The 25,611-nt window shown below is 64.7% G+C and carries 20 protein-coding genes, 1 tRNA gene and 1 pseudogene; 8 read left to right on the top strand and 14 right to left on the bottom strand.

Annotated features, from left to right (window positions below; translation table 11 throughout):
• Nucleotides 1-73: 73 nt before the first annotated feature.
• From H9L12_RS03525 to H9L12_RS03515, 4 genes are read right to left on the bottom strand one after another with little or no spacing between them, the layout of a single operon-like run.
• Nucleotides 74-1,192, bottom strand: a complete 1,119-nt coding sequence (locus H9L12_RS03525; RefSeq protein ID WP_281399803.1) for a DHA2 family efflux MFS transporter permease subunit — start codon at nt 1,190-1,192, stop codon at nt 74-76.
• Nucleotides 1,165-1,605, bottom strand: coding sequence for an MFS transporter (locus tag H9L12_RS13885; RefSeq protein WP_281399802.1), 441 nt, complete (start codon nt 1,603-1,605; stop codon nt 1,165-1,167). The genes H9L12_RS03525 and H9L12_RS13885 overlap by 28 nt, the downstream gene beginning before the upstream one ends.
• Before the next feature lie 13 nt (nt 1,606-1,618).
• Nucleotides 1,619-2,692, bottom strand: a complete 1,074-nt coding sequence (locus H9L12_RS03520; protein WP_187542634.1) for an HlyD family secretion protein — start codon at nt 2,690-2,692, stop codon at nt 1,619-1,621.
• Nucleotides 2,689-3,132, bottom strand: a complete 444-nt coding sequence (locus H9L12_RS03515; RefSeq protein WP_187542633.1) for a MarR family winged helix-turn-helix transcriptional regulator — start codon at nt 3,130-3,132, stop codon at nt 2,689-2,691. Before H9L12_RS03515 ends, H9L12_RS03520 begins: the two co-directional genes overlap by 4 nt.
• Nucleotides 3,133-3,211: 79 nt before the next feature.
• Here H9L12_RS03515 and H9L12_RS03510 point away from each other — a divergent pair, with 79 nt between their 5' ends.
• A complete protein-coding gene (locus H9L12_RS03510) occupies nt 3,212-4,663 on the top strand; it encodes an AMP nucleosidase (protein ID WP_187542632.1) in 1,452 nt (483 codons plus the stop codon).
• Here H9L12_RS03510 and H9L12_RS03505 read toward each other — a convergent pair.
• A complete protein-coding gene (locus tag H9L12_RS03505; RefSeq protein ID WP_187542631.1) occupies nt 4,660-6,408 on the bottom strand; it encodes a bifunctional metallophosphatase/5'-nucleotidase in 1,749 nt (582 codons plus the stop codon). The two genes, H9L12_RS03510 and H9L12_RS03505, sit on opposite strands and share 4 nt — an antisense overlap.
• An 89-nt stretch (nt 6,409-6,497) precedes the next feature.
• On the opposite strand from H9L12_RS03505, the gene H9L12_RS03500 reads away from it, so the two are divergent.
• Nucleotides 6,498-6,941 carry a cytidine deaminase gene (locus tag H9L12_RS03500; protein WP_187542630.1) on the top strand — a complete coding sequence of 148 codons (444 nt, stop codon included), beginning with the start codon at nt 6,498-6,500 and terminating at the stop codon, nt 6,939-6,941.
• A 50-nt stretch (nt 6,942-6,991) separates the two neighbouring features.
• On the opposite strand, the gene H9L12_RS03495 is transcribed toward H9L12_RS03500, so the two are convergent.
• The 6 genes from H9L12_RS03495 to H9L12_RS03475 all read right to left on the bottom strand — a co-directional run bounded on the left by H9L12_RS03495 (nt 6,992) and on the right by H9L12_RS03475 (nt 11,554).
• Complete coding sequence (locus H9L12_RS03495) at nt 6,992-7,516, bottom strand: hypothetical protein (protein ID WP_187542629.1); 525 nt, start codon at nt 7,514-7,516, stop codon at nt 6,992-6,994.
• A 176-nt stretch (nt 7,517-7,692) separates the two neighbouring features.
• Nucleotides 7,693-8,643 carry an isopenicillin N synthase family dioxygenase gene (locus tag H9L12_RS03490; protein WP_187542628.1) on the bottom strand — a complete coding sequence of 317 codons (951 nt, stop codon included), beginning with the start codon at nt 8,641-8,643 and terminating at the stop codon, nt 7,693-7,695.
• 57 nt (nt 8,644-8,700) lie between these two features.
• Nucleotides 8,701-9,834, bottom strand: coding sequence for a NupC/NupG family nucleoside CNT transporter (locus H9L12_RS03485; protein WP_425506798.1), 1,134 nt, complete (start codon nt 9,832-9,834; stop codon nt 8,701-8,703).
• Between the two features lie 11 nt (nt 9,835-9,845).
• Nucleotides 9,846-9,968 carry a hypothetical protein gene (locus H9L12_RS14355; protein WP_425506797.1) on the bottom strand — a complete coding sequence of 41 codons (123 nt, stop codon included), beginning with the start codon at nt 9,966-9,968 and terminating at the stop codon, nt 9,846-9,848.
• A gap of 27 nt (nt 9,969-9,995) precedes the next feature.
• Entirely contained in the window at nt 9,996-10,565 is a 570-nt protein-coding gene (locus tag H9L12_RS03480; protein ID WP_187543147.1) for an LOG family protein, read from the bottom strand.
• A 2-nt stretch (nt 10,566-10,567) separates the two neighbouring features.
• The gene (locus H9L12_RS03475; RefSeq protein WP_187542627.1) at nt 10,568-11,554 is read right to left on the bottom strand and encodes an adenosine kinase; all 987 of its coding nucleotides are present in this window, start codon (nt 11,552-11,554) and stop codon (nt 10,568-10,570) included.
• Nucleotides 11,555-11,919: 365 nt separating this feature from the next.
• On the opposite strand from H9L12_RS03475, the gene H9L12_RS03470 reads away from it, so the two are divergent.
• Entirely contained in the window at nt 11,920-14,565 is a 2,646-nt protein-coding gene (locus tag H9L12_RS03470; protein ID WP_187542626.1) for a TonB-dependent receptor, read from the top strand.
• Nucleotides 14,566-14,676: 111 nt separating this feature from the next.
• On the top strand, nt 14,677-15,363 hold the full coding sequence (locus H9L12_RS03465) for a queuosine precursor transporter (RefSeq protein WP_187542625.1): 687 nt from the start codon (nt 14,677-14,679) through the stop codon (nt 15,361-15,363).
• 46 nt (nt 15,364-15,409) lie between these two features.
• On the opposite strand, the gene H9L12_RS03460 is transcribed toward H9L12_RS03465, so the two are convergent.
• Nucleotides 15,410-16,438 carry a CaiB/BaiF CoA transferase family protein gene (locus H9L12_RS03460; protein WP_246450556.1) on the bottom strand — a complete coding sequence of 343 codons (1,029 nt, stop codon included), beginning with the start codon at nt 16,436-16,438 and terminating at the stop codon, nt 15,410-15,412.
• Between the two features lie 341 nt (nt 16,439-16,779).
• On the opposite strand from H9L12_RS03460, the gene H9L12_RS03455 reads away from it, so the two are divergent.
• From H9L12_RS03455 to H9L12_RS03445, 3 genes and pseudogenes are all read left to right on the top strand, one after another.
• Entirely contained in the window at nt 16,780-17,532 is a 753-nt protein-coding gene (locus H9L12_RS03455) for a TorF family putative porin (RefSeq protein WP_246450553.1), read from the top strand.
• Nucleotides 17,533-17,547: 15 nt separating this feature from the next.
• Entirely contained in the window at nt 17,548-17,886 is a 339-nt protein-coding gene (locus H9L12_RS03450; protein WP_187542624.1) for a P-II family nitrogen regulator, read from the top strand.
• A gap of 13 nt (nt 17,887-17,899) precedes the next feature.
• Nucleotides 17,900-19,332: pseudogene (locus tag H9L12_RS03445) on the top strand (ammonium transporter).
• A 72-nt stretch (nt 19,333-19,404) separates the two neighbouring features.
• Here the strand turns inward: H9L12_RS03445 and H9L12_RS03440 are convergent.
• Both H9L12_RS03440 and gltB read right to left on the bottom strand, forming a co-directional pair.
• Nucleotides 19,405-20,769 (bottom strand): glutamate synthase subunit beta, encoded by a 1,365-nt coding sequence (locus tag H9L12_RS03440; RefSeq protein ID WP_187542623.1) that lies wholly within the window; start codon nt 20,767-20,769, stop codon nt 19,405-19,407.
• A complete protein-coding gene (gltB, locus tag H9L12_RS03435) occupies nt 20,766-25,250 on the bottom strand; it encodes a glutamate synthase large subunit (protein WP_484592926.1) in 4,485 nt (1,494 codons plus the stop codon). Before gltB ends, H9L12_RS03440 begins: the two co-directional genes overlap by 4 nt.
• 257 nt (nt 25,251-25,507) lie before the next feature.
• Between gltB and H9L12_RS03430 the strand changes: the two genes are divergently transcribed.
• A tRNA-Gly gene (locus H9L12_RS03430) sits at nt 25,508-25,581 on the top strand.
• Nucleotides 25,582-25,611 lie beyond the last annotated feature (30 nt).

Here is a 25,611-nt window from a genome sequence, read left to right as displayed (position 1 = left end):
AGGGAGGTTGGGCATGCGCCTCGCGGGCGGCAAGCCATTGATCGACGAACCGGCGCGCGGCGCGCCCGAACGGTCAGTCGGCCATGACCGGCGCCGCTTCGCCTTCCTTCGGAGGCTTGGCGGGACGCAGAAGCAGCACCAGCGGGATCGCGGCAAAGGTGACCCATTGCATGATCCAGAAGTCGTTGAGGTAGCCGATGAAGGCCGCCTGGCGGTTGATCTCCGCGTCGATCAGCGCGAGCGCGCTTTCGGCCGGCAATCCCAGCTGTGAAACGACGGTGGTGCTGATGGACGGCATGACCTGGTCGCTGACCCTGCCGGCCATGTCCGCGTGGGCGACCTGCATGCTGCGGGCCAGCAGGGTCGCGACCAGGCTGATCCCGATCGATCCCCCGATGTTGCGCGACAGGTTCAGCAAGCTGGCGGCGTGAGTGCGCAACCGCGGCTGAAGCGTGGCGAAGGCGAGGCTTTGCATCGTCACGAAGACGAGACCGAGTCCGAGGCCCTGGACCAAACCTGACCATATGATCGGGCCAGTTCCCATCTCGATCGCGAAGCGGGTCATCATGTGCAGTGACCAGCCCATCAACGCCATGCCAAGCGCAACCAGGAAGCGCAGGTCGACCTTGCCCACCAGCCTTCCCGCCACCAGCATCGAAATGAGCGTCCCTATCCCGCGCGGCGCGGTGAGAATGCCCGACTGGAGCACGGAATATCCGTACAGCCGCTGCAGCAGCGGCGGCAGAAGCGCGAGGCCCGCCAGCAGCAGTACGCCAGTCACCGCCATGAACAGCAGGCCAAGCGAGAAATTGCGGTCCGCGAACATGCCGCGTTCGAACAGCGGCGCCTTGCCGGTGATGGTATGGACGACGAACATCCAGCCGGCGCCGGCGAAAAGCCCTGCCTCGATCCAGATCTCGATGCTGTCGAACCAATCTTTTTGCTGACCGCGTTCCAGCAAGAGCTGCAGGCTGCCGAGCGCAAGGCCTAGCAGTGCAAAGCCGAACAGGTCGAATTTTCGCCCCGTCGTTTCGGAGTTGGGCATGTAGCGCATCAGCATCAGCGTCGCGAGCGTGCCGACCGGAATGTTGACCAGGAAGACCCAGCGCCAGTCGAAACTGTCGGTCAGCCAGCCACCAAGCACCGGCCCCAGGATCGGTCCGATCATGATCCCGCCGCCAAACAGTGCCATCGCCTTCGCATGATTTTCGGGGGATTGATGTCGAACAGCGTCGCCTGCGACAGCGGCACGAGGAACGCCCCGGTGATGCCCTGCAGCAGCCGGAAGATGACCATTTCCGGTAGGCTTTGCGCGATGGCGCACAGGAAGCTGGCGATGGTGAAGCCGACCACGGAAATGATCAGCAGCCGTTTGCGCCCAACCTTGTCCGCCAGCCAGCCGGAAATCGGCAGCGCGATCGCGGCGGCGACGATGTAGCTGGTCAGCACCCAGTTGATGCTTTCCTGGGTCGCGCCGAGCGCCGCCTGCATATGCGGAAGCGCGACGTTGGCGATCGTCGTATCCAGTACCTGGATCAGCACCGCCAGCATAACCGCGATGGTGACCAGAAGGCGCCGTCCAGGCTCCAGCACATGTTCGGTCATGATCGGCGGTTGCTTACTTCAGGTCGACTTCGACTTCGCTCGACAGGCCGGCGATCATCTGGCGTCCGGGTTTCTCGTCGAAGCACAGGCGGACGGGCACGCGCTGCGTCACCTTGACCCAGTTGCCGTTGGCGTTCTGCGCCGGAAGCACCGCGAATTCGCTGCCGGTTCCCGCACCGATCGAACAGACGTGCGCCTTGACCTTGAGCCCGGGATAGGCGTCGAACTTGATCGTGGCGGGCTGGCCGACCTTCATTCGGGCAAGGTCGCCCTCCTTGAAGTTGGCTTCGACCCACGGCGCCTTGTCGCTGACGATCGACAGCATGGCGACGCCGGTGATCGCGCTCTGACCGACCAGCAGGCGGTCGGACTTGGCGACGATCCCCGCGCTTGGCGCACGGATTTCGGTGTGGGCGAGGTCGAGGCGGGCCTTTTCCACCGCCGCCAGCGCGGCCGCGATCTGCGGCTGGTCGCCGCGCGGGGCAATCGCCGCGGATGCTGTGTTCGACCGCGCCCGTGCGTCCGCCAGCGCGGTCTCGCCCTTGCGGACATCCGCCAGCGCGTCGTCGTAATTCGCCTTGGTGGTGAATCCGCGGCGGAGCAACTCGCTCTGGCGTTGCAGCGCGCGGCGCTTGATCGACAGGTCGGCCTGTGCACCGACGATGTCGGCCCCCGTGCCCTGCGCCGTGACGACCAATTGGCTGGTCTGCAGGCGGGCCGCGGCAAGCTGCGCTTCCGCCGCATCGAGCGCCGCGCGGAACGGCGCGGGATCGATGCGATACAGCAGGTCGCCCTTGTTCACATGCTGGTTCTCATCGACGTACACCGCGGCCACCGGCCCATTGACCTGGGTCGAGATCGAGGTGACGTCCTGTTTCACATAGGCGTTGTCGGTCGACACCGACGTGCCGCCGGTCAGCCAGAAGAACAGGCCGACCGCCGCGATCAGAAGCGGTACCGAGAACAGGAGCACGCGGTTCGACGGCTTCCTGACCCTGATTTTGCGGGTCTTGCGCGCGGGCTTGACCGCCTCGAGGTCTTCAGCCGTCGCTTCGCCGGCCGCTTCCAGTTTCTGATGTTCGGTCATGCCACCGCCTTGCGAGCGCCCTCGCACTCGCCAATGTTGTCGCGGATCGTCCGGAGACTTCCGCGAAGTTGATCCACGTCCTTGTCGTCCAGCCCGGCGAACACTTGGCTGGTCACTTCGTCCGCAAGGCCGAATAGCTTTTCGAGCGTCGGATCGGCCATCGGCGTCAGGTGCAGCCGCCATGCCCGGCGATCGGCCGGGTCGGGCCTCCGCGATACTAGCCCCGACTGTTCCAGCCGATCGACGATCCGGCTGAGCGTGATCGGCTCGATATCCAACCGGTCGGCAAGCTCGACCTGCTTCTGTCCCGGCTCGCGTTTCAACCGCGCCAGCACCTTCCACTGGGCTCGGGTGATCCCGAGCGCCTGCGCCCTGCGATCGAAGTATCGCCGCAGCGCGTTCGCCGTCTCGGCGATTTCAAAGCCCAATTCCGATTTCATACGCCCGCATATAATAAGTGTGCTTACTATTTCAAGACGCCTTGCCAAGCCGGATCGAATTGCTCATTCGCGTGCCCTCATGACCACAGAAGATGAAATTCCCGCGCTGCTCGACGAACTGGAAGCGCGCTACGCAGCCTCGACCGACCGCCTGAGGCAGGCCCTCAACGCTTATGCCAACGAAGGGGTCCGGCCGGACCCTCATGCCCGTGACGAAGGCGCCTTCGCCTACCCCGAACTGCGCATCGAATATGACCCTGACTCGCCGCCGCCCAACCTGGCCCGCGCGTTTGCGCGCCTCAACGCGCCCGGCGTCTATACCAGCTCAATCGCCCGCCCCGCGCTGTTCCACGAATACCTCGGCGAACAGCTTGGCCATATCGTCCGCGACTATCCGGTTCGGGTCAGCGTCGGCACTTCGGCCAGCGAGATCCCCTTCCCCTATGTCCTCGACGGCGGGAACATCGACCTTGAGGGAGTCCAGGTTTCCGAGCTCAGCCGGTGGTTCCCATCGAGCGAACTGGTCCATATCGGCGACGAGGTTGCTGACGGCGGCTGGGATCTGGCCATCGACCCGACCCGCCCACTGTCGCTGTTCGATGCGCCGCGCGTGGACTTCAGCCTGGCGCGCCTCAAGCACTACACCGGAACGCCGGTCGACCATTTCCAGCATTATGTGCTGTTTACCAACTACGTCCGTTACGTCGACGAGTTCGTCCGCTTTGCCGTGTCAGCCCTTCGCGAACCCGGTAGCCGCTTCACCGGTCTGTCGGTCCCCGGCGGCTTCTACGAACATGGCGACCTGACCGACGCGGAAGAACAGATTGCCGCAGGCGTGTGGCGCCGTCACCAGATGCCTGCCTACCACCTGGTTGCGCCGAACGGCGCCGGCATCACGCTGGTCAACATCGGCGTCGGTCCGTCGAACGCCAAGACGATCTGCGACCATATCGCGGTGCTTCGTCCGCACGCCTGGCTGATGATCGGCCACTGCGGCGGGCTTCGTCCCAGCCAGCGCATCGGCGACTACGTTCTGGCCCATGCCTACCTGCGCGACGACCATGTGCTGGACGACGTGCTTCCGCCCGAAATCCCGATCCCGCCGATCGCCGAGGTGCAGACCGCGCTCTACAACGCCGCGATCCTCGTCACCGGCGAGGATGAAGACGGGGTCAAGAACCGGTTGCGCACCGGCACGGTCGTCACCACCGACGACCGCAACTGGGAGCTTCGCTACACGCTCTCCGCGCTTCGCTTCAACCAGAGCCGGGCGGTCGCGATCGACATGGAATCGGCGACCGTGGCGGCGCAGGGTTACCGCTTCCGCGTGCCCTATGGGACATTGCTATGCGTGTCGGACAAGCCGCTTCACGGCGAGCTTAAATTGCCCGGCCAGGCCAACGCCTTCTACGAGCGCGCCATCAGCCAGCACCTGCGCATCGCCATCGAGACGCTCCACCTACTGAAGGAAGAAGGCGACGGGCTGCACAGCCGCAAGCTGCGCAGCTTCGATGAACCGCCGCTGCGCTAGGGCTTCCAGCTTGCCGGGGTGCGATCGGTGATCCGCCCTGGCGTCGGCACTTTCGGATTGGTCCTCAGGTAGGCTTCGGTCGCGTCGAGATCGAGGCCTCCGTCGACGGCGTCGCGACCCTTGGTCAGCACCGTGAAATTGTCGCCGCCGGACGCCATGAAATTGTTGACGGTCACCCGGTAGTTCCGGGTCGGCACGATCGGCCTGCCATTGAGGCCCATCGACAGGATCCGCTGTCCCGCCGGCCTGGACCTGTCGAAGGAGAAGCGGAAATTCGCCGACGGCATCAACAGGTTGGGCCGCGCGGCCGTATTCAGCCCGCTGTCGAACTGCTGTTCCAGGAGCGCCTTCACCTCGGCCCCGCTCAGCGTCAGCGTGACCAGGTTATTCGCGAACGGCTGCATCGCGAAAATCTGCCCGTAGGTGACGATGCCCCCCGGCCCGGGGATCAGGTCCGTTCGTGCGCCGCCGGTGTTCATCAGCGCGAAGTCGGCGTTGCCGCGCTTCGGGTCGCGCGCGACGAACAGCTGGCCATCGGCAATGAATTCCGCGGCCTGCGACTGGGCGGGACCGGCACTCTTCAGCAGCGAAGCCGAAAGCTTCCCGACGGGACGGTCCGCGACGATCGACGCGGCTTGCTTGTAGCGGGCGACCAACCCGCCAACCCCCGGGTCGGCGGCAAAGATCTTGAACGCCGTGTTGAGCGGAACATTCTGGCGACCGTTGGCGATCGCCTCGCCCTGCACCGGCACCTGCGTCGCGCGCTCGCCGCGGTAACTCCCGTCCGGCCCGAACGTCAGGCGGATGTCCGTCACCAGCGCGCCGTAGCGTCCGGCGCTGGTCACCAGCCGCGTATTCCCATTGGCCATCGGCATCCGGCAGATGTAGGCGTTGTGCGTGTGCCCGGAGACAACGAGGCCAATCGACTGGTCGAGCCGCGCGAGGATGGGGAGGATATCGCCGCTGAATCCCGGGCAGGCGGGGTCGTCCCAGCGGCCCGTGCTCGCTCCGCCCTGGTGGATCAGCATGACGATCGCCCGGGCGCCGGCCGCCTTGAGCGCAGGAACCGCTGCGTTGGCGGTCTCGGCCTCGTCCCGGAAGCTCAGACCGTCGACGCCCGCCGGCGACACCAGCGTCCCGGTCTCCTTCAGTGTCATGCCGATGAAGCCGACCTTCACTCCACCGATTTCACGCACAGCGGTTCCGGGAAACAGCGCCTGCCCGTCCGGCTTGATGACGTTGGCGGCCATGTACTGGAAGCCCGCACCCTGGAACGACTGCACCTTGCAGCTGACGCGCGGTTCGCCTTCGACGTGCAGGCGGCAACCGCCGTTCTGGAGCCGCTGCAATTCCTGCCAACCGCGATCGAATTCGTGATTGCCAACCGCCGCGAGCGACAGGCCCATGTCGCTCATCGCCTGGATCGTCGGCTCGTCGTAGAACAGCGAACTGGTCAGCGGGCTGGCGCTGATCAGGTCGCCGGCCGCGACGGTAATGCTGTCCTTTGTGCGCAACTGCTTGATCGCCGTCGCGAGATAAGCAGCACCGCCAACCGGGATTTTCCCCTTGTCGCTGTCGAGGCTCTGGCCCGGCGGCTCCAGGTTGCCGTGGAAATCGTTGAGCGCGAGGATCTGGATTTCGCGCGTTGCAACATCCGGGACGGGTGCGATAGGCGCCGGTCGCGGCGTGAACGAACAGGCGGCAAGCAGCAGCGCCGGAGCGAGGGACAGAAAGCGGCGACTCATCGATGGCTCCAGCTACGGGACTGCGACCGCGCGATACGACGGCCAATCGCGCTTCGACAAGCGCCCGCGATCCAGTCTAGGACGCCGGCATGACCGACGAACAACTCATCGCCCTCGCCCGCACCGCCGCGCTCAAGGCCTACGCGCCCTACTCCCGCTTCTCCGTCGGTTGCGCGATCGAAAGCATCGACGGCGACATCGTCACCGGGGCCAACATGGAAAATGCCTGTTATCGCCTTGGCATCTGCGCCGAACAGAGCGCGTTGACGGCCGCCCAGCACGCTTTCGGGCTCGACAAGGTCGCGCGGATCGCCGTGGCCGGCGGTGACGGTTCGGGGATCGAACTCACCGGTATTGCCAGCGTCACCCCCTGCGGCGGCTGTCGCCAAGCGCTGCTCGAGGCTTCGCATCTTGGCGGCCGCGACCTCGAGATCATTTGCGCCTCGGGGGATGGAGAATCGGTCGAGCGACTTCGCCTGTCGACCCTGATCCCCCACGGCTTTGGCCCGGCCAACCTCGCCGACGCCGGATAGAAAATGGGCCGGCGCGAACGCCGGCCCATCCTTACTCGCAAGTTACGCGCTTAGTTGCAGCGGACATTGCCGCGGTCGATTGCCCGGCCGATCAGTGCGCCGCCGGCGCCACCGATGATCGTGCGCACCGTGGCCGAACCACCCAGGTTGAGCTGGTTCCCGAGCAGCGCCCCGACACCGGCACCGATGATCAGACCGGTCGTCCCGTCGCTGCGACGGCAATAATACTGGCCGTTCTGACCACGATAAATCCGGTCGTAGCGGGTCAGGCGGCGGTCGGCGTAATAACGTCCGTCACGATAGTAACGGTCCGCATAGTAGCGATTATAGCCCGGCTCGTACCGGTTGTAGTCGTAGCGGTTGTACTGGCGCCAATCGCGGGCCTGCGCCCGGCGAAGTTCGCGGCGGCATTCGCGCAGTTCCTGTCGATAGTCGGCGCGGCTGTCGGCCCGACGAAGCTCGCGATTACATTCGCGAAGCTCGCGCTGGTAGTTGGACTGCGCGGCCGCCGGAGCGGCCATGGCGACCGGGGTCGCGGCAGCAAAAGCGGCGGTGGCAAGTATGAGGCGGTTCATCACGATACTCCTTACAGCCGGCCCGGATACGCGGGGCCCAGTGCAAGAAAGAACGGATGGGCAAGCGCGGGTGTTGCATGAACCTAAAACAACAACGCATCCGGTCGCGAAGGCGAGCGGAAATGGCGGTTTTCGGCCCGTAACGCTTCGTCGGAGCCGCTTGCCAGTCGACCCGCCTACTTGAGCTTGATCTCCCGAAGCCGCTCCTGAAGGTAATCGTGGCTGCTGATCGGCGGCCATTTCGGCTCTTCGCCTTCCGGCACCGTTCCAGGCAGCGCCTCGATCATGAAGTCAGGCCGGAAATGCAGGAAGAACGGCATGGAGTATCGCGCCTTCGACGCTCGGTCCGGCGTCGGGTTGACCACCCGGTGCGACGTCGAGCGCAGCCGGCCATTGGTCAGCCGCTGCAGCATGTCGCCGATGTTGATGACCAATTCACCCTTCTTCGGGCTGACCGGGATCCAGCGCCCGTCCTTGGTATTCAATTCCAGCCCCGCTTCTTCCGCACCAAGCAGCAGCGTGATCGTGTTGATGTCCTCATGCGCGCCCGCGCGAATATGTTCGCCGGTGGCTTCGGTCTGCGGCGGATAGTGCAGCATCCGCATCACCGAATTGCCGTCGCGGACGGTATCGGTGAAATAGTCCTCGTCGACCTTCAGGAAGCGGGCGATGGCGCGCAATACCTTCACGCCGGTGCGGTCGAAGGTGTCGTAGAGTTCCAGGAATGTTTCCTTGAATCCCGGCACTTCCGACGGCCAGACATTGTCGGCCATCACGTTGCGGAACGGGTGACCGGCGGGAAGCTCGCGCCCGACATGCCAGAACTCTTTAAGGTCGTGCGCCTTTGCGCCCTTGGCGGTTTCGATCCCGAACGGCGTATGGCCACGCGCACCGCCGCCGCCGGGAATGACATATTGCTGCTTCACCGCGTCCGGCAGCGCGAAATATTCCTTCGCCTTTGCCTCGGCGCGGTCGATCAGTTCCTGCGGAATGCCATGATCGCGGACGATCGCGAAGCCATAGTCGACGAAGCTCTCGCCAAGCTCTCGCGCGAAGCCGTCAGGATCGCGATCCGCGTCGTTGAGCGAGACGGAAGCGATGGTGTCACTGGTGATTACGTCGGTCATGGACGCGCCTTTACTCCTCCCGCAAAGCGCGGGCAATTGACGGCGATCAAACGAAAATCAGGGAATCATCAACCCCGCGAGCGCCGCGCTCATCAGGTTGGCGAGGCTGCCCGCGATCAGCGCGCGGATGCCCAGCTTGGCGATCATCGGCCGCTGGTTGGGCGCCAGCCCGCCGGTCACCGCCATCTGGATGGCAATCGACGAGAAGTTGGCGAAACCGCACAGCGCGAAGGTGACGATCGCCCGGCTCCGGTCGCTCAGGCCCGCGGCGACGCCCTGCGCATTGCCGAGGTCGATGAAGGCGACAAATTCGTTGAGGACGATCTTCGTCCCGAACAGGCCGCCGGCTGTTCCGGCTTCGCTCCACGGAACGCCAATCAGGTACATGATCGGCTGGAACACCAGGCCGACGAGCATCTGGAAACTAAGGTCCGGCCGTCCGAACCAGCCGCCGACGGTGCCGAGCAGGCCGTTGGCCAGCGCCACCAGCGCAACGAACGCCAGCACCATGGCCCCGACCGCCACCGCCAGCTTGACGCCGGTCTGCGCACCCTGCGCGGCGGCCATGATAATGTTGGCGGGGCGCTCGCCCTCCTCGAACGTCTCGGCGATGTCGACCTGGTCCTCGGCGCTTCCGCCTTCGAGGGGAAGCTGGTCAGGCCCGGCGATGTCGTCGGGCATCATCATCTTGGCCATCAGGATGCCGCCCGGCGCGGACATGAACGCGGCCGCCAGCAGGTACGGCAAGTATGACGCGCCGAGCAGGCTGGCATAAGCGGCGAGGATCGTGCCGGCGACACCCGCCATGCCCACCGTCATGACGGTGAACAGTTGCGCCGGCGACAGTGCCGCGAGGTAGGGGCGAATCACCAGCGGCGATTCCGACTGGCCGACGAAGATGTTGGCCGCCGCGCTCAGCGATTCGACGCGGCTGATGCCGGTCACCCAGCCGATCGCCCCGCCCACCCAGCGGACGATGCGCTGCATGATGCCCAGGTAGTAGAGGATCGACACGATCGACGCGAAGAAGATGATTACCGGCAGCGCCGCCAGCGCGAAGGTGTTGGCCAGCGGATTGCTCGCCGAGGGTCCGAACAGGAACTCGGTTCCCTTGGTGGCGTAACCGAGCAGCGCCGCGACGCCGTTCGACAGGCCCTGGATCCCCTCGCGCCCCCATGGCGTCCACAGCACCAGCCAGGCGATCAGCGCCTGCAGCGCGAAAGCGGCGCCGACGACCCTCGGCGGATCGCCTTGCGGTTGGTCGACAGGAGGAAAGCGACGGCCAGGATCGCGACGATCCCGAGGATACCGAACAAAGGATTCATTGATTTACGCGCTCCCCCGAATGGCGCTTACCAGACCATGCCTTGTGGCGCGTCGGTCGCGGCTTCGTCCAGCAATTTGATGGCTTCCTCGGCGCTCGTCGCACTGAGCAGTTGCGCACGCCGTGCCGCGGAAAGGAAACCTGATTCCGACACATGGTCCATGAACTCGATCAGATCGTCCCAGAAGCCGTGGACATTGAGCAGGCACAGCGGCTTCGAATGATAGCCAAGCGCGTTCCACGTCCACGCCTCGAACAACTCGTCCAACGTGCCGATCCCACCCGGCAGCGCGACGAAACCGTCGGTCAGCTCGGTCATGCGCGCCTTGCGCTCATGCATGTTGGCGACGGTGTACAACTCGGTGCAGCCGAGGTGCGCGACCTCGTGCGCCACCAGCGCTTCGGGAATGACCCCGAACACCTTGCCGCCGGCGTCGAGCACCGTGTCGGCGACGATCCCCATCAGGCCGAGCTTGCCGCCGCCGTACACAAGGTCGATGCCGCGTTCGGCCATCGTCCGGCCCAGCACCCGTGCCGCGTCCGCGAAGGCCGGATCGTTGCCCGGCGCGGATCCGCAATAGACGGCGAGGCGGCCGATGCTCACAGGTCGATCCATTCTTTGAGGTCGGCCTCGGGACGGGCGCCGAAATGGCTGATGACCTCGGCGGCCGCGATCGCGCCGGTCGAAAGGCATTTCGCGATCGGTGCGCCCTTGCAGTGGGCGACGAGGTAGCCCGCCGCGAACAGGTCGCCGGCACCAGTCGTATCGACCACGCGGGGCACCGGCATGGCAGGAATTCGCACCGTCTCCCCGCCCTGCACGGCCAGCGCGCCGGCCGGCCCGCGGGTGATGACCAGCGTCGGCACCTTGGCCGATAGCTCTGCGAGCGCCGCGTCGAGATCGCCTCGTCCGGTCAGCTGCAGCGCCTCGTCCTCGTTGGCGAACAGCAGGTCGACGCCGCCGGCATCGACCATTTTGCCGAAACCTTCGCGACGCTCGGCGATGCACACGCTTTCCGACAGGGTGAAGGCAACCTTGCGCCCCGACCGGTGCGCAATCTCGATCGCCCGCATCATCGCCGCGCGCGGCTTGGCGGGCCCGAACAGATAGCCTTCGAGGTAGAGGATCGAGGATGCGGCGATCAGTTCCTCGTCAATCCGCTGCTCACTGAGTTCATGGCTCGCGCCGGGCGATGTGTTCATCGTCCGCTGGGCGTCGGGGGTAACGAGGATCAGGCAGCGGCCGGTCGGCAGTCCGTCGGCCAATGGCGCGGTATCGAAGTGGACGCCGAGCGCGCGCATGTCATGGGTGAAGATCGCGCCGAGCTGGTCGTCGGCGACTTGCCCGATGAACGCCGACCTGCCGCCCATCGCGGCGACCCCGGCCATCGAATTGGCGGCCGATCCGCCGCTCGTTTCGCGCGCACCGCCCATCGCCGCGTACAGCCGCTCGGCATGATCCGGCGTCAGCAGCTGCATCGACCCTTTGGGCAGGTCGTGATCGATCAGGAATTGCTCGTCGCACGTCGCGATGACGTCGACGATGGCGTCCCCCATGGCCACGATATCGAAGACGGCGTCGGCCATGCGAAGTGCTTGAAGTCCTTGGATTGAACGAAAAGTGGCGGCGCGGTAGCGGCCTGCTTCGCGACCGTCAAATCCGCCCCCGCAACCGTGTGATTCATGTCACAGTCGGGGACGAATGGCCTTCGGTCCGGTGGCGAAAACGGCAAATTTGGCTATTGACGCCCGTGTAAGCCGATTCGCTCGCGCGGCTCGACTTAAAGCTGTCACATTACTGGGGTTTAGGCCCGTCGTCGCGGGGTGGCGGACCTAGGGGAAATCCAACCTGAGATCATTTGGGAGTGGCCGCCGAGGGGTGCGCCAGTCCTTCAGCCTAACCGATCAACCTGTTCCGCTTTCCGGAATCCATCTTGTTTGAGGGTCTTCACGTGAAAAAAGTCATTCTTCTTTGCTCGGCCGCCTTCGTCGCGCCGACCGCAGCGTTCGCCCAGTCGACCGGTTCAGTCGACTTCGAGAAGGAAACCGTGGTCGTCACCGGCACGCGCACGCAGGACGTCGGCGGCATCCAGTCGCCTGACACGTCCAAGGCCAAGGCCGTCGTCACGCAGGAACTGATTTCACGCAATGGCCCCGGCCAGACCGTCCTCGACACGATCAACGTCGTTCCGGGCGTCAGCTTCCAGAACAACGACGCTTACGGCAACGCCGGCGGCACGCTCACCGTTCGCGGCTTTGATTCGACCCGCGTCAGCTACACGCTCGACGGCATCCAGCTGAACGACAGCGGCAACTACAGCATCTATTCGAACTTCTCGATCGACCCGGAACTGATCGAGCAGGTCAACGTCAACCTCGGCTCGACCGACGTCGACTCGCCGACCGCGTCGGCGGTAGGCGGCACGATCAACCAGCGCACCCGTAACCCGGCCAAGGTAATGGGCGGGCGGTTCAGCGCGTCGGTCGGCCAGTACGACTATCGCCGTTACTTCGGCCTTTTCGACACCGGTGAATTCACGCCGTGGGGCACCCGCGCGTTCGTTTCGGCCAGCACGTCGAAGTACGACAATCCCTTCAACAACTACGGCAAGCTCGACCGCCAGCAATACAATGCGAAGGTCTATCAGCCGATCGGCAGCGCCGGCGACTTCGTTTCCGTTGCTGGTCGCTACAATCAGGATCGCAACAACTTCTTCGGCTCGCTGGCGCTTGATCAGAACTTTCCGACCACGAAGGACGAGCGCGAGTACGTCATCTCCGGTTATCCCTGCACCACGGACGAGCCGCAGGCCGGCGTTGCCGACACCAACAACTCGTGCGGAACGCAGTTCGATCGCCGTTACAACCCGTCGAACAGCGTCAACATCCGCGCCAACTCGCGCTTCACCCTGGCGCCGGGCTTGGTCCTGACGGTGGACCCGAGCTACCAATATACCAAGGCCAATGGCGGCGGCACGACGAGCTCGAGCCGGCCCGCACGTGAGTATGGCTATGACATCAATCCAGCCGGCGGTCGTTCGAACTGCTCGACGACTGTGGAAAGTGCCACGGTGGTCTGCATCCCCGGCTATTTCGGCGGCGCCCCCTACTTCGATGGTGTTGACCTCAACGGTGACGGCGATACGCTCGACAGCGTGACCGTGCTGGCGCCGAGCCAGACCCGCACGCGCCGTTATGCGGTTATCGCGGGCCTGCGTTACGACATCAACGACAATCACACAGTTCGCGCGACCTTCACGCACGACTATTCAAACCACCGTCAGACCGGACAGGTTGGCCTTATCGATCGCGATGGCGAGCCGTTGGACGTCTTCCCGGTCAATAACCCGCTGGAGGGCGCGAACGGCGTGGCCCTTCAGAAGCGCGACCGCCAGTCGTACGCGATCCTGAACCAGGTCGCGGGTGAATATCGCGGTGAGTTCGGTCCGCTGACCGTCAATGCCGGCGCCCGCCTGCCCTTCTTCAAGCGCGATCTTGAAAACAACTGCTTCGCTTCGTCGGCCGACGGCAACGTGGAATGCAGTGGCGGTGACATTGCGATCGACGCGCTCGTCCAGCAGTACAACCCCTACGTCATCAGCCCGACCACGGGCCTCCCGACCGGCGGCTACGCGCTGCCAGGCAAGCGCGTGCTGAAGTACAGCAAGTTCCTGCCGAACGTCGGCGTGGTGTATGACTTCACGCCCCGCATCTCGGCGTTCGCCAACTATGCCAAGGGCCTGTCGGTGCCGAGCACGGACAACCTCTACAACGCGTTCTACTTCCCGCTTTCGACCAATAATGCGAAGCCGCGCCCGGAAATGACGGACTCGTTCGACGGCGGCGTCCGCTATCGCAGCTCGAAAATCCAGGCTCAGTTGGCGACCTGGTACACCAAGTTCACGGATCGTCTGGCTTCGGCCTACGACCCCGAACTGGACCGTTCGGTTTATCGTAACCTTGGCCGCGTCAATAAGTGGGGCATCGACGGTTCGGTTGCCTACCAGCCGAACAAGATCCTGACGCTTTATGCATTCGGTTCGTGGAACAAGTCGAAGATCCAGGACAACATCCAGATCGGCGGCGGCGCGGACTTCGATTGCGACGAAGCCACGGCGGATGCGACCGGTCTGCGCAACTGCGCGTTCACGGCGGGCAATCGCGAATCCGGTTCGCCGACGTACACCTACGGTGGCTCGGGCGTAGTTTCGCTCGGCCCGGTCGACCTGGGCGTCACGGCCAAGAAGACCGGCAAGCGCTACATCTATGACACCAACATGGCGGTCTACTCGGGTGACGTCGACGGCCTGTCGACGACGGTCACCACCGACGATCCGGTGCAGATCTTCTCGGCGGCGGCTCCGGCCTACTGGCTGGTCAACCTCGATGCTCGCCTCAACATGGGCCACTTCGACAAGCAGCTCGACAAAACCTACCTTCAGCTCAACGTCTACAACCTGTTCGACGAAACCTACGTCGGCGGCTTTGGCGGCGGTCTGAACCAGGGCGTCAGCTCGTCGGGCGTGTACGGCTTTGCGCCGAACGTCCAGATCGGTGCGCCGCGGACAGTGAGCCTGACGGTTAACGTCGGCTTCTAAGTCCTGGCATCAATGCCAACGCAGCGGCGTCGTCCTTCGGGGCGGCGCCGTTGTCGTTTGTGGGCCTCAAAAGGCCTTGTCCGCTTCCCGAAAGCCGCTACCCCTTCGGCCATGACAGACGCTTCCGCATCGCCACCGCCTGCCACGCTGACCATTCCGCGCGGTCTCTTCCTGCTGTCGATCCTGTATGGCGGCATGACCTGCATCGCCGGCGTTCTCGGCGCAAAGCAGGTCGCCATCGGCCCGATCAGCGTCGAGGCGGGGATTTTCCCGTTCCTCATGCTCGTCGGCCTGTCGAGCGCGGTGGCCGAAGTCTATGGCAAGGGCACTGCCAACCGGCTGGTGCGCTTCGGCTTCGTTCCGCTGATCACCGCCATCGCGCTGACCTTCATCGTCCTCCAGCTTCCGACCGATCCGGAAATGTATGAGCCGGCGAAGGAAGCTTTCCCGATCATCCTGGGGCAGAGCGGTCGGATGATGGCGGCCGGCGTCATCGCCTACGGCGTTTCGGTGACGCTCAACGTGCTGATCTTTTCGCGCATCGGCCGTCCCGGAAAGCTGGTTGCGATCCGCGCCGCCTTAGCTTCGGTGGTGAGCCAGATCGTCGACACGCTGCTCTTCATCACGATAAGCTTCTACGGCGTCCGGCCGATCGGCCAGCTGCTCATCGGCCAGGCCACCGCCAAGGTCGTCCTGTCGATCGGCCTCGTGCCGCTGATCATCCTGCTCTTCGTCATGCTCGCCCGTCACCTCGATGGCCGGCCGATCAGCGACGGAGCGCTGGACCGCGAACGCTAAATCCAGCGCGCCAGGACGTCGTCCACGCTCGATTCCGAGGGCGAGCTCACCGGTGCGACCCCCAATGAAAAGCGCGGGCCGGCGCGGCCTGGCGGACGCCATCGACATCGATAAACACGCTACGGTCGACATTGGCCGGGTGGCTCAGCGATTCCGCGATCGACAGAACCGGCGTCACGCACGCGTCGGTGCCTGCGAACAGGTCGGCCCATTCGTCGCGGGTTCGCTCGGCAAATCGCTCCTCGAACAGCGCCGTCATCGCCGGCCATTCGCTCGAGTCATATTGCCTGCAAGCCACGTCGATCGCCAAACCTTCCAAGAGCCGGGCGAAGAACTGCGGCTCGAGCGCGCCAACCGCCACTGACTTCCCATCGGCGCACACATAGCAGCGGTAAAAGGGCGCGCTGCCGTCGAGCAGGTTCGTGCCATGCTCGTCGCGCCAGAGCCCGGCCGCGCCCAGCGCGTGAAAGAGGCTCATCATCGTCACGACACCATCGACCATCGCCACATCGACGACCTGGCCCTGGCCTGTCCGCCGGGCCGACAGGATGGCAGACACCAGACCGAGGCAGGCGAACATCGACCCCGCGGCGTAGTCGCCGATCAGGTTGAGCGGCACCGTCGGCGGCTCTCCAGCCGAACCGATGGCGTGAAGCACCCCGGTCAGCGCAATGTAATTGATGTCATGCCCGGCTGTCGTCGCCAGCGGCCCCTCCTGCCCCCAGCCGGTCACCCGCGCAAACACCAAGGATGGATTTCGCGGAAGTACATCATCCGGGCCAAGGCCCAGCCGTTCCATCACACCGGGGCGCGACCCTTCGATCACCGCGTCCGCTCGATCGATCAGGGCAAGCGCCTGCTCGCGCTGCGTCGCATCGCGAAGGTCCAGCGTGACCGTCGCCCGACCCCGGTGGAGCACGGCGCCGCCAACCTCGCTCCACGCACCCGTCCCGGGTCGCGAAATGCGGACGATGTCGGCGCCGAGGCCGGCAAGAATCATCCCCGCCAGCGGCACGGGGCCGATCGCGTCAAACTCGACGATTCGAATGCCTGCCAATGGTCCGCTGCCGCTCATCAGATGCTCCTGCGCCTTGCCGGGTTCATGAGCCTACACCGGGAAGCAGGCCTTGGCCGAACTTTCGCGAGGTCGGCCGTGTAGCTGGTCCATCAGCGTGGTGAATTATTCGCACCTGCAACACGCCCGCATCTTGATCACCCCAAGCTTCCGCAAATTTGATTGGCGTTATCAGCCACTTGCCGCTCGACAGCGCCTGCCCGTCACCTCGTTTCCGCTCCGCGGAGCCGATTGTGCGTCGCAACATAATATGATTGCTTCAGGTTGCTGGCGGTCGTGGCCGGAGAGTCGCGACGCCAACATGGGGAGGAATGAGCTTTGCCATTCAAGGGGGACTTTCCATGACTGATCTAAAGCTGTCGATGACGCTGCTTGGCGCCGTCCTTTCACTCGTCAACGCCGCCCCGGCCCATGCCCAGGAGGAAACACCGGCGAGTGCCTTTACGCTGTCCGGCGGCGCCACCTTGGTGTCGGACTATCGCTTCCGCGGTATCTCACAGACCGACAAGCGCTTCGCACTGCAAGGCACGATCACGGTCGCTCATTCGTCCGGCCTGTACGCCAGCCTGTGGGGTTCCTCGATCGACGACTATGTTGCGGCCGGGGCCGATCAGGAACTCGACCTTATCGCCGGCTACAAGAAGACGCTTGGATCGACGACGTTCGATATCGGCGTCCTTTATTACTACTATCCCGGCTCCCACGGCGCGGACACCGACTTCGTCGAACCCTATGTCGCGGTGACCCAGGCGTTCGGCGCCATCACGGCCAAGGCCAGCGCCGCCTACGCCCCCAAGCAACGCGCGCTGACCATCGGCAACGGCAGGGAAGACAACCTCTACCTCGCCGGAGATGTGGGCGCCGCGATACCGCAAACGCCCATCAGCGTGTCGGCGCACTTCGGTCACAGCTTCGGGCCGAGCTACCTGACCATCGGCGACGGCTACACCGACTGGAGCATCGGGGCGTCGGCAACGCTCAAGGGCATCACCTTCGGCGTGTCCTACGTCGACACCAACAAGAACGCCTTCAGCCCATCCGGCCGCAACATCAGCAAGGCCGGGATCGTCGGATCGGTCGGCGTGTCATTCTAACGGGAGGGGGAACGCATGAAACTCGTGATTGCGATTATCAAACCATTCAAGCTGGACGAGGTGCGCGACGAGCTTAGCGCGATCGACGTCCAGGGCATGACGGTCACCGAGGTCAAGGGCTTCGGCCGCCAGAAGGGTCATCCTGAAATTTATCGCGGCGCCGAATATGCGACGATGTTCGTGCCCAAGGTGAAGCTGGAGCTCGTCGTCAGCGACGACATCGTCGACCGTGTCGTCGAAACCATCGAAGCCACCGCCAAGACCGGCAAGATCGGCGACGGCAAAGTGTTCGTCATCGACGTCGAGCGCGCACTTCGCATCCGTACGGGAGACAGCAATGACTCCGCACTTTGACCAGGGAAGGCGCATGATGAATTCTGTCAGGAAATGGGCGGGCGCCGCCGCCGCGGCGACGCTATTCGCGGCTCCCGCATGGGCACAGGAAGCAGCCGCCACGGCCGCACCCGCCGCTCCGTTCGTTCCGACGGCGGAGATGGTCAACAAGGGCGACGTCGCCTGGATGCTGGTCGCGTCGGCGCTGGTGCTGATGATGTCGGTTCCCGCACTGGCCCTGTTCTACGGCGGCCTCGTTCGCGCCAAGAACATGCTGTCGGTATTGATGCAGGTGCTGACCATCGTCTGCGTCGCGGCGCTGGTCTGGTTCGGGTGGGGCTATTCGATGGCGTTCACCTCGACGGGGACACCCTTCCCGTCGCTGTTCGGCGGGCTCGACAAGGCCTTCCTGAAAGGCGTCGATCCGACGACCTTCGCCGCCACCTTCTCGAACGGGGTCTACCTGCCCGAATATGTGTTCGTCATCTTCCAGATGACCTTCGCCTGCATCACACCGGCGTTGATCGTCGGGGCGTTCGCGGAGCGCATCAAGTTCACCCCGCTGATCCTGTTCGTGGTCGGCTGGCTGACGCTGGCCTATTTCCCGATCGCGCACATGGTCTGGTACTGGGCAGGTCCGGACTTCCTCCACGCCGCGCCGACCGACACCGGGCTGCTGTGGGTTGGGGCGCCCTCGACTTCGCGGGTGGCACGGTGGTCCATATCAATGCGGGCATCGCCGGCCTCGTTGGCTGCCTGATCGTCGGGCCGCGCATTGGCTACAAGAGCGAACCGATGCCGCCGCACAGTCTGGTCATGACCATGATCGGCGCCTCGTTGCTGTGGATCGGCTGGTTCGGATTCAACGCTGGTTCGGGGCTGGAAGCCAATGCGTTCGGCGCGCTGGCCTTCATCAACACGCTGACCGCGACCGCCGCGGCCGGCGCGACTTGGGCGATCATCGAGCAGGTGCTGCACAAGAAGCCGTCGTTGCTGGGCGGAGCAACCGGTGTCGTGGCGGGCCTGGTCGCCATTACCCCGGCCGCGGGCTTTGCCCATCCCGGCACCGCCATCATTCTGGGCGCGGTCGCATCGGGCGTTTGCTTCTTCTTCGTCACCACGGTGAAGAACAGGTTCAAATATGACGACAGCCTCGACGTGTTCGGCGTCCACGCCGTCGGCGGAATCGTCGGCGCGATCGGTACCGGCATCGTCGCGGACCCCGCGCTCGGCGGCCAGGGTTGGATCGATTACACCGCCCCGGTCGCCAAGGCCGGCGTGTACGACATGGCCGGTCAGGTCGTGACGCAACTGTGGGCGGTCGGCCTGACGATCGTTTGGACCAGCGTGGTCTCGGCGGCGCTGTTCCTGGCGCTAAAGCATACCATCGGTCTTCGCCCGGAAGCGGACGTCGAACGCGAAGGCCTCGACATCAACGAACATGGCGAGCGCGCCTACAATCTGTAGCGTCTCGTCTGTTGGCGGGGTGGGTGAGCCGGTCCGAAAGGGCCGGTTCACATGCTTTGCAACACCGGAAAATCAGGCGGCGGCCGACGCCTGTTGCAGGTGGCGGTGTACAGCCGAAGCGCATTCGCGGCCTTCGCGGATGGCCCAGACGATCAGCGACTGGCCGCGACGCATGTCGCCACACGCGAAGATCGCCTCGCGTGACGTCGCGTAGGACGACCGGTCGATTTCCGCACCCGACCAGGCCAGTACGCCATCGGCCGGCGATCCGACGAAGCCCATTGCCAGGAACACAAGGTCGGCGGGGATCGAGATCGTTTCCCCGTCATGCTCGCAGGTCAGCGAGCTGATCCTGCCCGGCCCGCCTTCCGCGCACAGCGTCCGCGTCGAGAACAGGCGCTCGGCACCCTCCTCATGACTGGTCGAGGTACGCAGCTTCAGCGGCCAATGCGGCCAGACCAGCGCCTTGTTCTCGCGCTCGGGCGGTTGCGGCATGATTTCCAGCTGAGTGACCGATGCGGCGCCTTGCCGGTTGGCAGTACCGATGCAATCGCTGCCGGTATCGCCGCCACCGATGACGACGACGTGCTTGCCACTGGCGTCGATCGGATCGCCGACAACCGGCAGGCCCGCGTTGCGGCGGTTCTGCTGGGTCAGATAATCCATCGCGAAATGGATATTGCCGGCGTCGCGCCCGGGGACATTAAGGTCGCGCGGCCACTCCGCCCCGCCGGCCAGCACCATCACGTCATAATCGTCGAGCAGCCGGTCGACGCTGACCGTCACCCCGACCTCCATGTTCGGCCGGAAGATGACCCCTTCGGTTTCCATCTGGGCGATGCGCCGGTCGATCAGCGCGCGGTCCATCTTGAAATCGGGGATGCCGTAGCGAAGCAAACCGCCGATCCGGTCATTCTTCTCAAACACCGTCGGCGAATGGCCCCAGCGCGCGAGCTGCTGCGCACAGGCCAGGCCCGCCGGGCCAGAACCGACCACCGCGACCCGCTTGCCGGTACCGCGCGGGACGATGAACGGCTTGATCCACCCTTCCCTCCAGCCGCGGTCGACGATGGCGCATTCGATCGTCTTGATTGTCACAGGCGCGTCAACCAGCGCTAGGGTGCACGCCGCTTCGCATGGTGCCGGACAGACCCGCCCGGTGAATTCGGGAAAGTTGTTGGTGCGGTGGAGACGCTCGCAGGCGTCGAACCAGTCCTGCTCGCTGACCAGCGCATTCCAGTCGGGTATCAGGTTTCCGACGGGACAGGCGGTGTGACAGAAGGGAACGCCGCAATCCATGCAGCGCGACGCCTGGCGGGCGACCTCTTCCGGCGGCAGCGGCAAGACATATTCGCGGTAGTCGTGCACCCGCTCCGCCACCGGACGGGTGGTGCGATCATGGCGGGGAATGCGGAGGAAGGCGGTCGGATCGTTCACGCCGCCAACTCCGCTTCGGCCGCCGCCACCGCTTCCAGCGCGCGGCGATATTCGTTCGGCATGACCAGCACGAACTCGTCCAGCGACCGGTCCCAGCGGTCGAGTAACGCCGTCGCGCGTGAACTGTTCGTGCGGCGCGCGTGTTCCTCGATCAAGCCGCGCAGCAAATCCGTGTCCTCGACGGGCTCCAGAGTGACGGCGGCCATGTTGCACAGTCCGCCTGCCAGCTTCCCATCCGGATCGTGGACCATGGCGATTCCTCCGGACATGCCGGCGGCGAAGTTGCGGCCGACCGGGCCGAGCACGACGACCACGCCGCCGGTCATATATTCGCAGCCATGATCGCCGATGCCCTCGACCACCGCGGTCGCACCGGAATTGCGCACGGCAAACCGCTCCCCGGCGACCCCGTTGAAGAAGGCCTGGCCAGAGGTTGCACCATAGAGGCAGGTGTTGCCGACGATGATGTTGCGGGCCGCCTCTCGCGCGACATTCCCTGGCTGGCGAACTACGATCCGGCCACCGGACAGGCCCTTGCCGACATAGTCGTTGGCATCGCCGATCACATCCAGCGTGATTCCGGCGACCAGGAAGACGCCGAGACTTTGCCCCGCCGATCCCGTCATCCGCACAGTCAGACCGTCATCAGATAAACGCTCGCTGCCCATCCGCCGGACGATCTCGCCCGAAATTCCGGCGCCGACCGATCGGTCCTCGTTGCCGACATCGAGCTCGACCAGAACCGGCCCCGCCTCACCGAGCCGGCCGACCAGCGCATCGTCGATGCGCATGCCGGATGCCTCTTCGACCGGCTTGACGCCCGAGCCGACATAGGGCTGCGGCCGATGAAGCAGCGGATCGAGGTCGATACCGTGCGCTTTCCAGCCATCGCGCGCGCCGCCAGCATGGCGCAGCAGGTCGGTCCTGCCGACCGCCTCGCCCAGGCTGCGTAGCCCCAGTTCGGCGAGCAGTTCGCGAACCTCCTCGGCGACGTAGAACAGGTAATTGATGACGTGTTCCGGCGCGCCGGTGAAGCGCGCGCGCAGGGCAGGGTCCTGGGTGGCAATTCCCACCGGACAGGTGTTGAGGTGGCACTTGCGCATCATGATACAGCCCGCAGCGACCAGCGGCGCTGTGGCGAAGCCGAATTCGTCAGCGCCGAGCAACGCCGCGATCATCACGTCGCGGCCGGTGCGAAGACCGCCATCGGCCTGCACCCGCATCCGGTCGCGAAGGCCGTTGATGACCAACGTCTGCTGAACCTCGGCCAGCCCGATTTCCCACGGCAACCCGGCATGGGTCAGCGATGTCAGCGGCGATGCGCCGGTCCCGCCTTCGTAGCCGGAAATGGTGACATGGTTGGCGCGGCACTTGGCGACCCCCGCAGCGACTGTCCCGACCCCCGCTTCCGACACAAGCTTGACCGAAATGCGCGCTGCCGGATTGACCGAATGGAGGTCGTGGATCAGCTGCGCCAGATCCTCAATTGAATAGATGTCATGGTGCGGCGGCGGCGAGATCAGCCCGACGCCCGGTGTCGAATGGCGCACCGACGCGATCGCGCCGTCGACCTTGTGACCGGGCAATTGCCCGCCTTCGCCCGGCTTGGCGCCTTGGGCCATCTTGATCTGGATCTCGTCGGCGTTGACCAGATATTCGGTCGTCACCCCGAAGCGGCCCGAGGCGACTTGCTTGATCGCGCTGCGTTCGCTGTCACCGGTTCGCGGCGCAGCCAGCCGCTCGGGCTCCTCGCCGCCCTCGCCGGTGTTCGACCGCCCGCCGATCTGGTTCATCGCCCGCGCCAGCGTGGTGTGCGCCTCGCGGCTGATTGACCCGAAGCTCATCGCGCCGGTCGAAAAGCGCTTCACGATTTCGGCGGCAGGCTCGACTTCGTCGATCGGCAAAGGGGTCTTTGCGGTCCGCGGCTCGAGCAGCGAACGGATCGTCAACAGGCGCCGGTCCGCGGCGTTGATCTCCGCTGCGAACGCCCGGTATTTCTCCGGGATCGACCCACGCACCGCATGCTGCAGATTGGCGATGCTGGTCAGCGTCCAGGCATGTTCTTCGCCGCCCTCGCGTTGGGCATACATGCCGCCGAGATCGAGCCGCGCATCGGCACAGGCGCGATCGTGTCGGCGGATCGATTCCTCGGCGAGCTCGAGAATCTCGATCCCGCCAAGCCGCGATGTCGTGCCCGTGAAATAACGATCGATGACACCCCTGCCGAGACCGATCGCGTCGAAAATCTGGGCGCCGCAATAGGATTGGAAGGTGGAGATGCCCATTTTGGACATCACCTTCAGCATGCCCTTGCTGAGCGCCTTGATGTAGCGCTTCTCACCATCCCCGGTGCCGTCCGCAGCCGCGATCGTGTCGAACGCCAGCCACGGGTTGATCGCCTCCGCGCCATAGCCTGCCAGCACGCACAGATGATGCACCTCGCGCGCCTCGCCGGTTTCCAGCACCAGTCCCGCCTGCATGCGAAGCCCTTGGCGGATCAACTGGTGGTGAATCGCACCGGTGGCCAGCGCCGCGGGTATCGGGACGCGTTCGGACGACGCGGCGCGGTCGGAAATGATGATGAGGTTGCTGTCGGCCAGCACCGCCTCGGTCGCTTCCCAGCAGAGGCGCTGCAGCGCCGCTTCCAGTGCCTGCGGCCCGCCAGATCGGGCGAAGGTCGCATCGAGGGTGGCCGTGCTGAAGGCGCCATCCAGGCTGCCTTCGATCGAGCGGATCTTTTCCAGCTCCGCGTTCGTCAGGATCGGCTGCGGCACTTCCAGCCGCTTATGCGTGCCCGCCTGCGGCCCGAGAAGGTTGGGGCGCGGGCCGATCATCGATACCAACGACATCACCAGGCTTTCGCGGATGGGATCGATCGGCGGATTGGTGACCTGCGCGAAGTTCTGCTTGAAATAATCGTAGAGCAACCGCGGCTTGTCCGAGAGCACTGCCGGCGGGGTGTCGGTGCCCATCGACCCGATCGGGTCGTCCCCTTCTCGCGCCATCGGCGTCAGGAAGAATTTGAGGTCCTCGTCGGTATACCCGAACAGGCGCTGTGCCTCGTCCAGCTCCTCGTCGGTCGGCACCTTCACCGGGTTGGCGCCCTCGGGCAGGTCGTCGAGTGTGAACTGCGTTTCGCGAAGCCACTCGCCGTAGGGATTGGCGTCGGCCAGCGTCGCCTTCAACTCGTCATCGCCGATGATGCGCCCTTCGGCCAAGTCGATCAGCAGCATCCGCCCCGGCTCCAGCCGGCGCTTGGCGACGATATTCTCTTCCGCGATCGGCAACACGCCAGTCTCAGACGCCATTACCACCCGGTCGTCGTCGGTGACGATGTAGCGCGCCGGTCGAAGTCCGTTGCGGTCCAGCGATGCGCCGATTTGCTTTCCGTCGGTGAAGGCGACCGCCGCCGGGCCGTCCCACGGCTCCATTAGCGCGGCGTGATATTCGTAGAAGGCGCGCCGCTTGGGCTCCATCGCCTCATGCCCCGCCCATGCCTCAGGGATCAACAGCATCATGGCGTGCGCAAGGCTGTAGCCGCCGGCGACCAACAACTCGAGCGCATTGTCGAGACACGCCGTGTCCGACTGCCCGTGCGGAATGATTGGCCACATCTTGTCGAGGTCGGCGCCAAGCAGCGGCGATTCCATCGACCGGCGCCGCGCGTTCATCCAGTTCACATTGCCGCGCAGCGTGTTGATCTCGCCATTGTGGCAGACGAAGCGGAACGGGTGCGCCAATCGCCATGACGGAAAGGTATTGGTCGAAAAGCGCTGGTGAACGAGTGCCAGCGCCGAGACCGTCAGCGGGTTTGTCAGGTCGCGATAAAATGCGCCGATCTGCCGCGGTTGCAGCATGCCCTTGTAGACCACGGTCCGGCTCGACATCGACGGGATGTAAAAATCGGCGAGAGCCGGCAGCCGCTTCTGCTGCGCTATCAGTTCCAGCGGGTTCTGCGTCTGCTTGCGGATGGCGAGCAGCTTGCGCTCGAACGCATCCTGATCGCGGATTTTTGCGCCCCGCCCGATGATGGCCTGGCGAATGACGGGCGCGCCGTCCCGCACCGATTTCGGGAGCACTGCGGGATCGACGGGCACGTCCCGCCAGCCAATGAAAAGCTGATCCTCGCGCTGGACGAAATGTTCCAGCCGATCCATCGCAACGGATCGCGCCTGCTCGTCACGAGGCAGGAAGCACATCGCAACCGCATAATCGCCCGCCAATGGTAGCTCGATCGCCTCGCTCGACGCCCATTCGCGGAGCAGCGCATCGGGCAATTGGATGAGGCATCCCGCGCCGTCGCCAATTTCCGGGTCCGCGGATACGCCGCCGCGGTGCACCAGGCTCTCGAGCAGCCTCAGCCCGTCGGCGATGATCTGGTTGGACCGCGCACCCTTGACGTTCGCCACAAATCCCATGCCGCAGGCGTCGCGTTCGAAGCGAGGGTCATACAGGCCTTGGGCGGGTGGCAGGTCACGCACGGTCAGGTCATCTTTCTCGCGGAGGCACCAGCAAGCGGACACGCCCAGCGCGATTCGATAGGACCAGAATCATGCTGCGTTGCAACATTAATCCGGTGGGCTGAGGCGCTGTCAAGGACCATTGGATCCCATTTTTCGCGCTCACCCATAGCACAATTTGCGATGAGGAAAGCGAGGCACCGGCAATGGGATATCGAGGCCGGTCAACGCAGCTGCGTTGACCAACCAACCCACCCTATGCAATCGCAACTTCGCAGGCGGGTGTAGCTCAATGGTAGAGCAGAAGCTTCCCAAGCTTACGACGAGGGTTCGATTCCCTTCACCCGCTCCACTTTCCAACGAAAATTTCGGAAATCCGCCA

This window comes from Sphingomonas rhizophila (assembly GCF_014396585.1).
Lineage (GTDB): Bacteria > Pseudomonadota > Alphaproteobacteria > Sphingomonadales > Sphingomonadaceae > Sphingomicrobium > Sphingomicrobium rhizophilum.
This window is presented reverse-complemented; position numbering and strand designations above follow the sequence as displayed.

What these genes read in the sequence shown, in the direction of transcription:
- H9L12_RS14355 (WP_425506797.1), bottom strand. Translation starts at nt 9,968, where the DNA reads ATGAATCCTTTGTTCGGTATCCTCGGGATCGTCGCGATCCTGGCCGTC.
- H9L12_RS03520 (WP_187542634.1), bottom strand. Translation starts at nt 2,692, where the DNA reads ATGACCGAACATCAGAAACTGGAAGCGGCCGGCGAAGCGACGGCTGAA.
- H9L12_RS03490 (WP_187542628.1), bottom strand. Translation starts at nt 8,643, where the DNA reads ATGACCGACGTAATCACCAGTGACACCATCGCTTCCGTCTCGCTCAAC.
- H9L12_RS03505 (WP_187542631.1), bottom strand. Translation starts at nt 6,408, where the DNA reads ATGAGTCGCCGCTTTCTGTCCCTCGCTCCGGCGCTGCTGCTTGCCGCC.
- H9L12_RS03465 (WP_187542625.1), top strand. Translation starts at nt 14,677, where the DNA reads ATGACAGACGCTTCCGCATCGCCACCGCCTGCCACGCTGACCATTCCG.
- H9L12_RS03525 (WP_281399803.1), bottom strand. Translation starts at nt 1,192, where the DNA reads ATGGCACTGTTTGGCGGCGGGATCATGATCGGACCGATCCTGGGGCCG.
- H9L12_RS03510 (WP_187542632.1), top strand. Translation starts at nt 3,212, where the DNA reads ATGACCACAGAAGATGAAATTCCCGCGCTGCTCGACGAACTGGAAGCG.
- H9L12_RS13885 (WP_281399802.1), bottom strand. Translation starts at nt 1,605, where the DNA reads ATGACCGAACATGTGCTGGAGCCTGGACGGCGCCTTCTGGTCACCATC.
- H9L12_RS03450 (WP_187542624.1), top strand. Translation starts at nt 17,548, where the DNA reads ATGAAACTCGTGATTGCGATTATCAAACCATTCAAGCTGGACGAGGTG.
- H9L12_RS03475 (WP_187542627.1), bottom strand. Translation starts at nt 11,554, where the DNA reads ATGGCCGACGCCGTCTTCGATATCGTGGCCATGGGGGACGCCATCGTC.
- H9L12_RS03460 (WP_246450556.1), bottom strand. Translation starts at nt 16,438, where the DNA reads ATGAGCGGCAGCGGACCATTGGCAGGCATTCGAATCGTCGAGTTTGAC.
- H9L12_RS03495 (WP_187542629.1), bottom strand. Translation starts at nt 7,516, where the DNA reads ATGAACCGCCTCATACTTGCCACCGCCGCTTTTGCTGCCGCGACCCCG.
- H9L12_RS03515 (WP_187542633.1), bottom strand. Translation starts at nt 3,132, where the DNA reads ATGAAATCGGAATTGGGCTTTGAAATCGCCGAGACGGCGAACGCGCTG.
- H9L12_RS03455 (WP_246450553.1), top strand. Translation starts at nt 16,780, where the DNA reads ATGACTGATCTAAAGCTGTCGATGACGCTGCTTGGCGCCGTCCTTTCA.
- H9L12_RS03500 (WP_187542630.1), top strand. Translation starts at nt 6,498, where the DNA reads ATGACCGACGAACAACTCATCGCCCTCGCCCGCACCGCCGCGCTCAAG.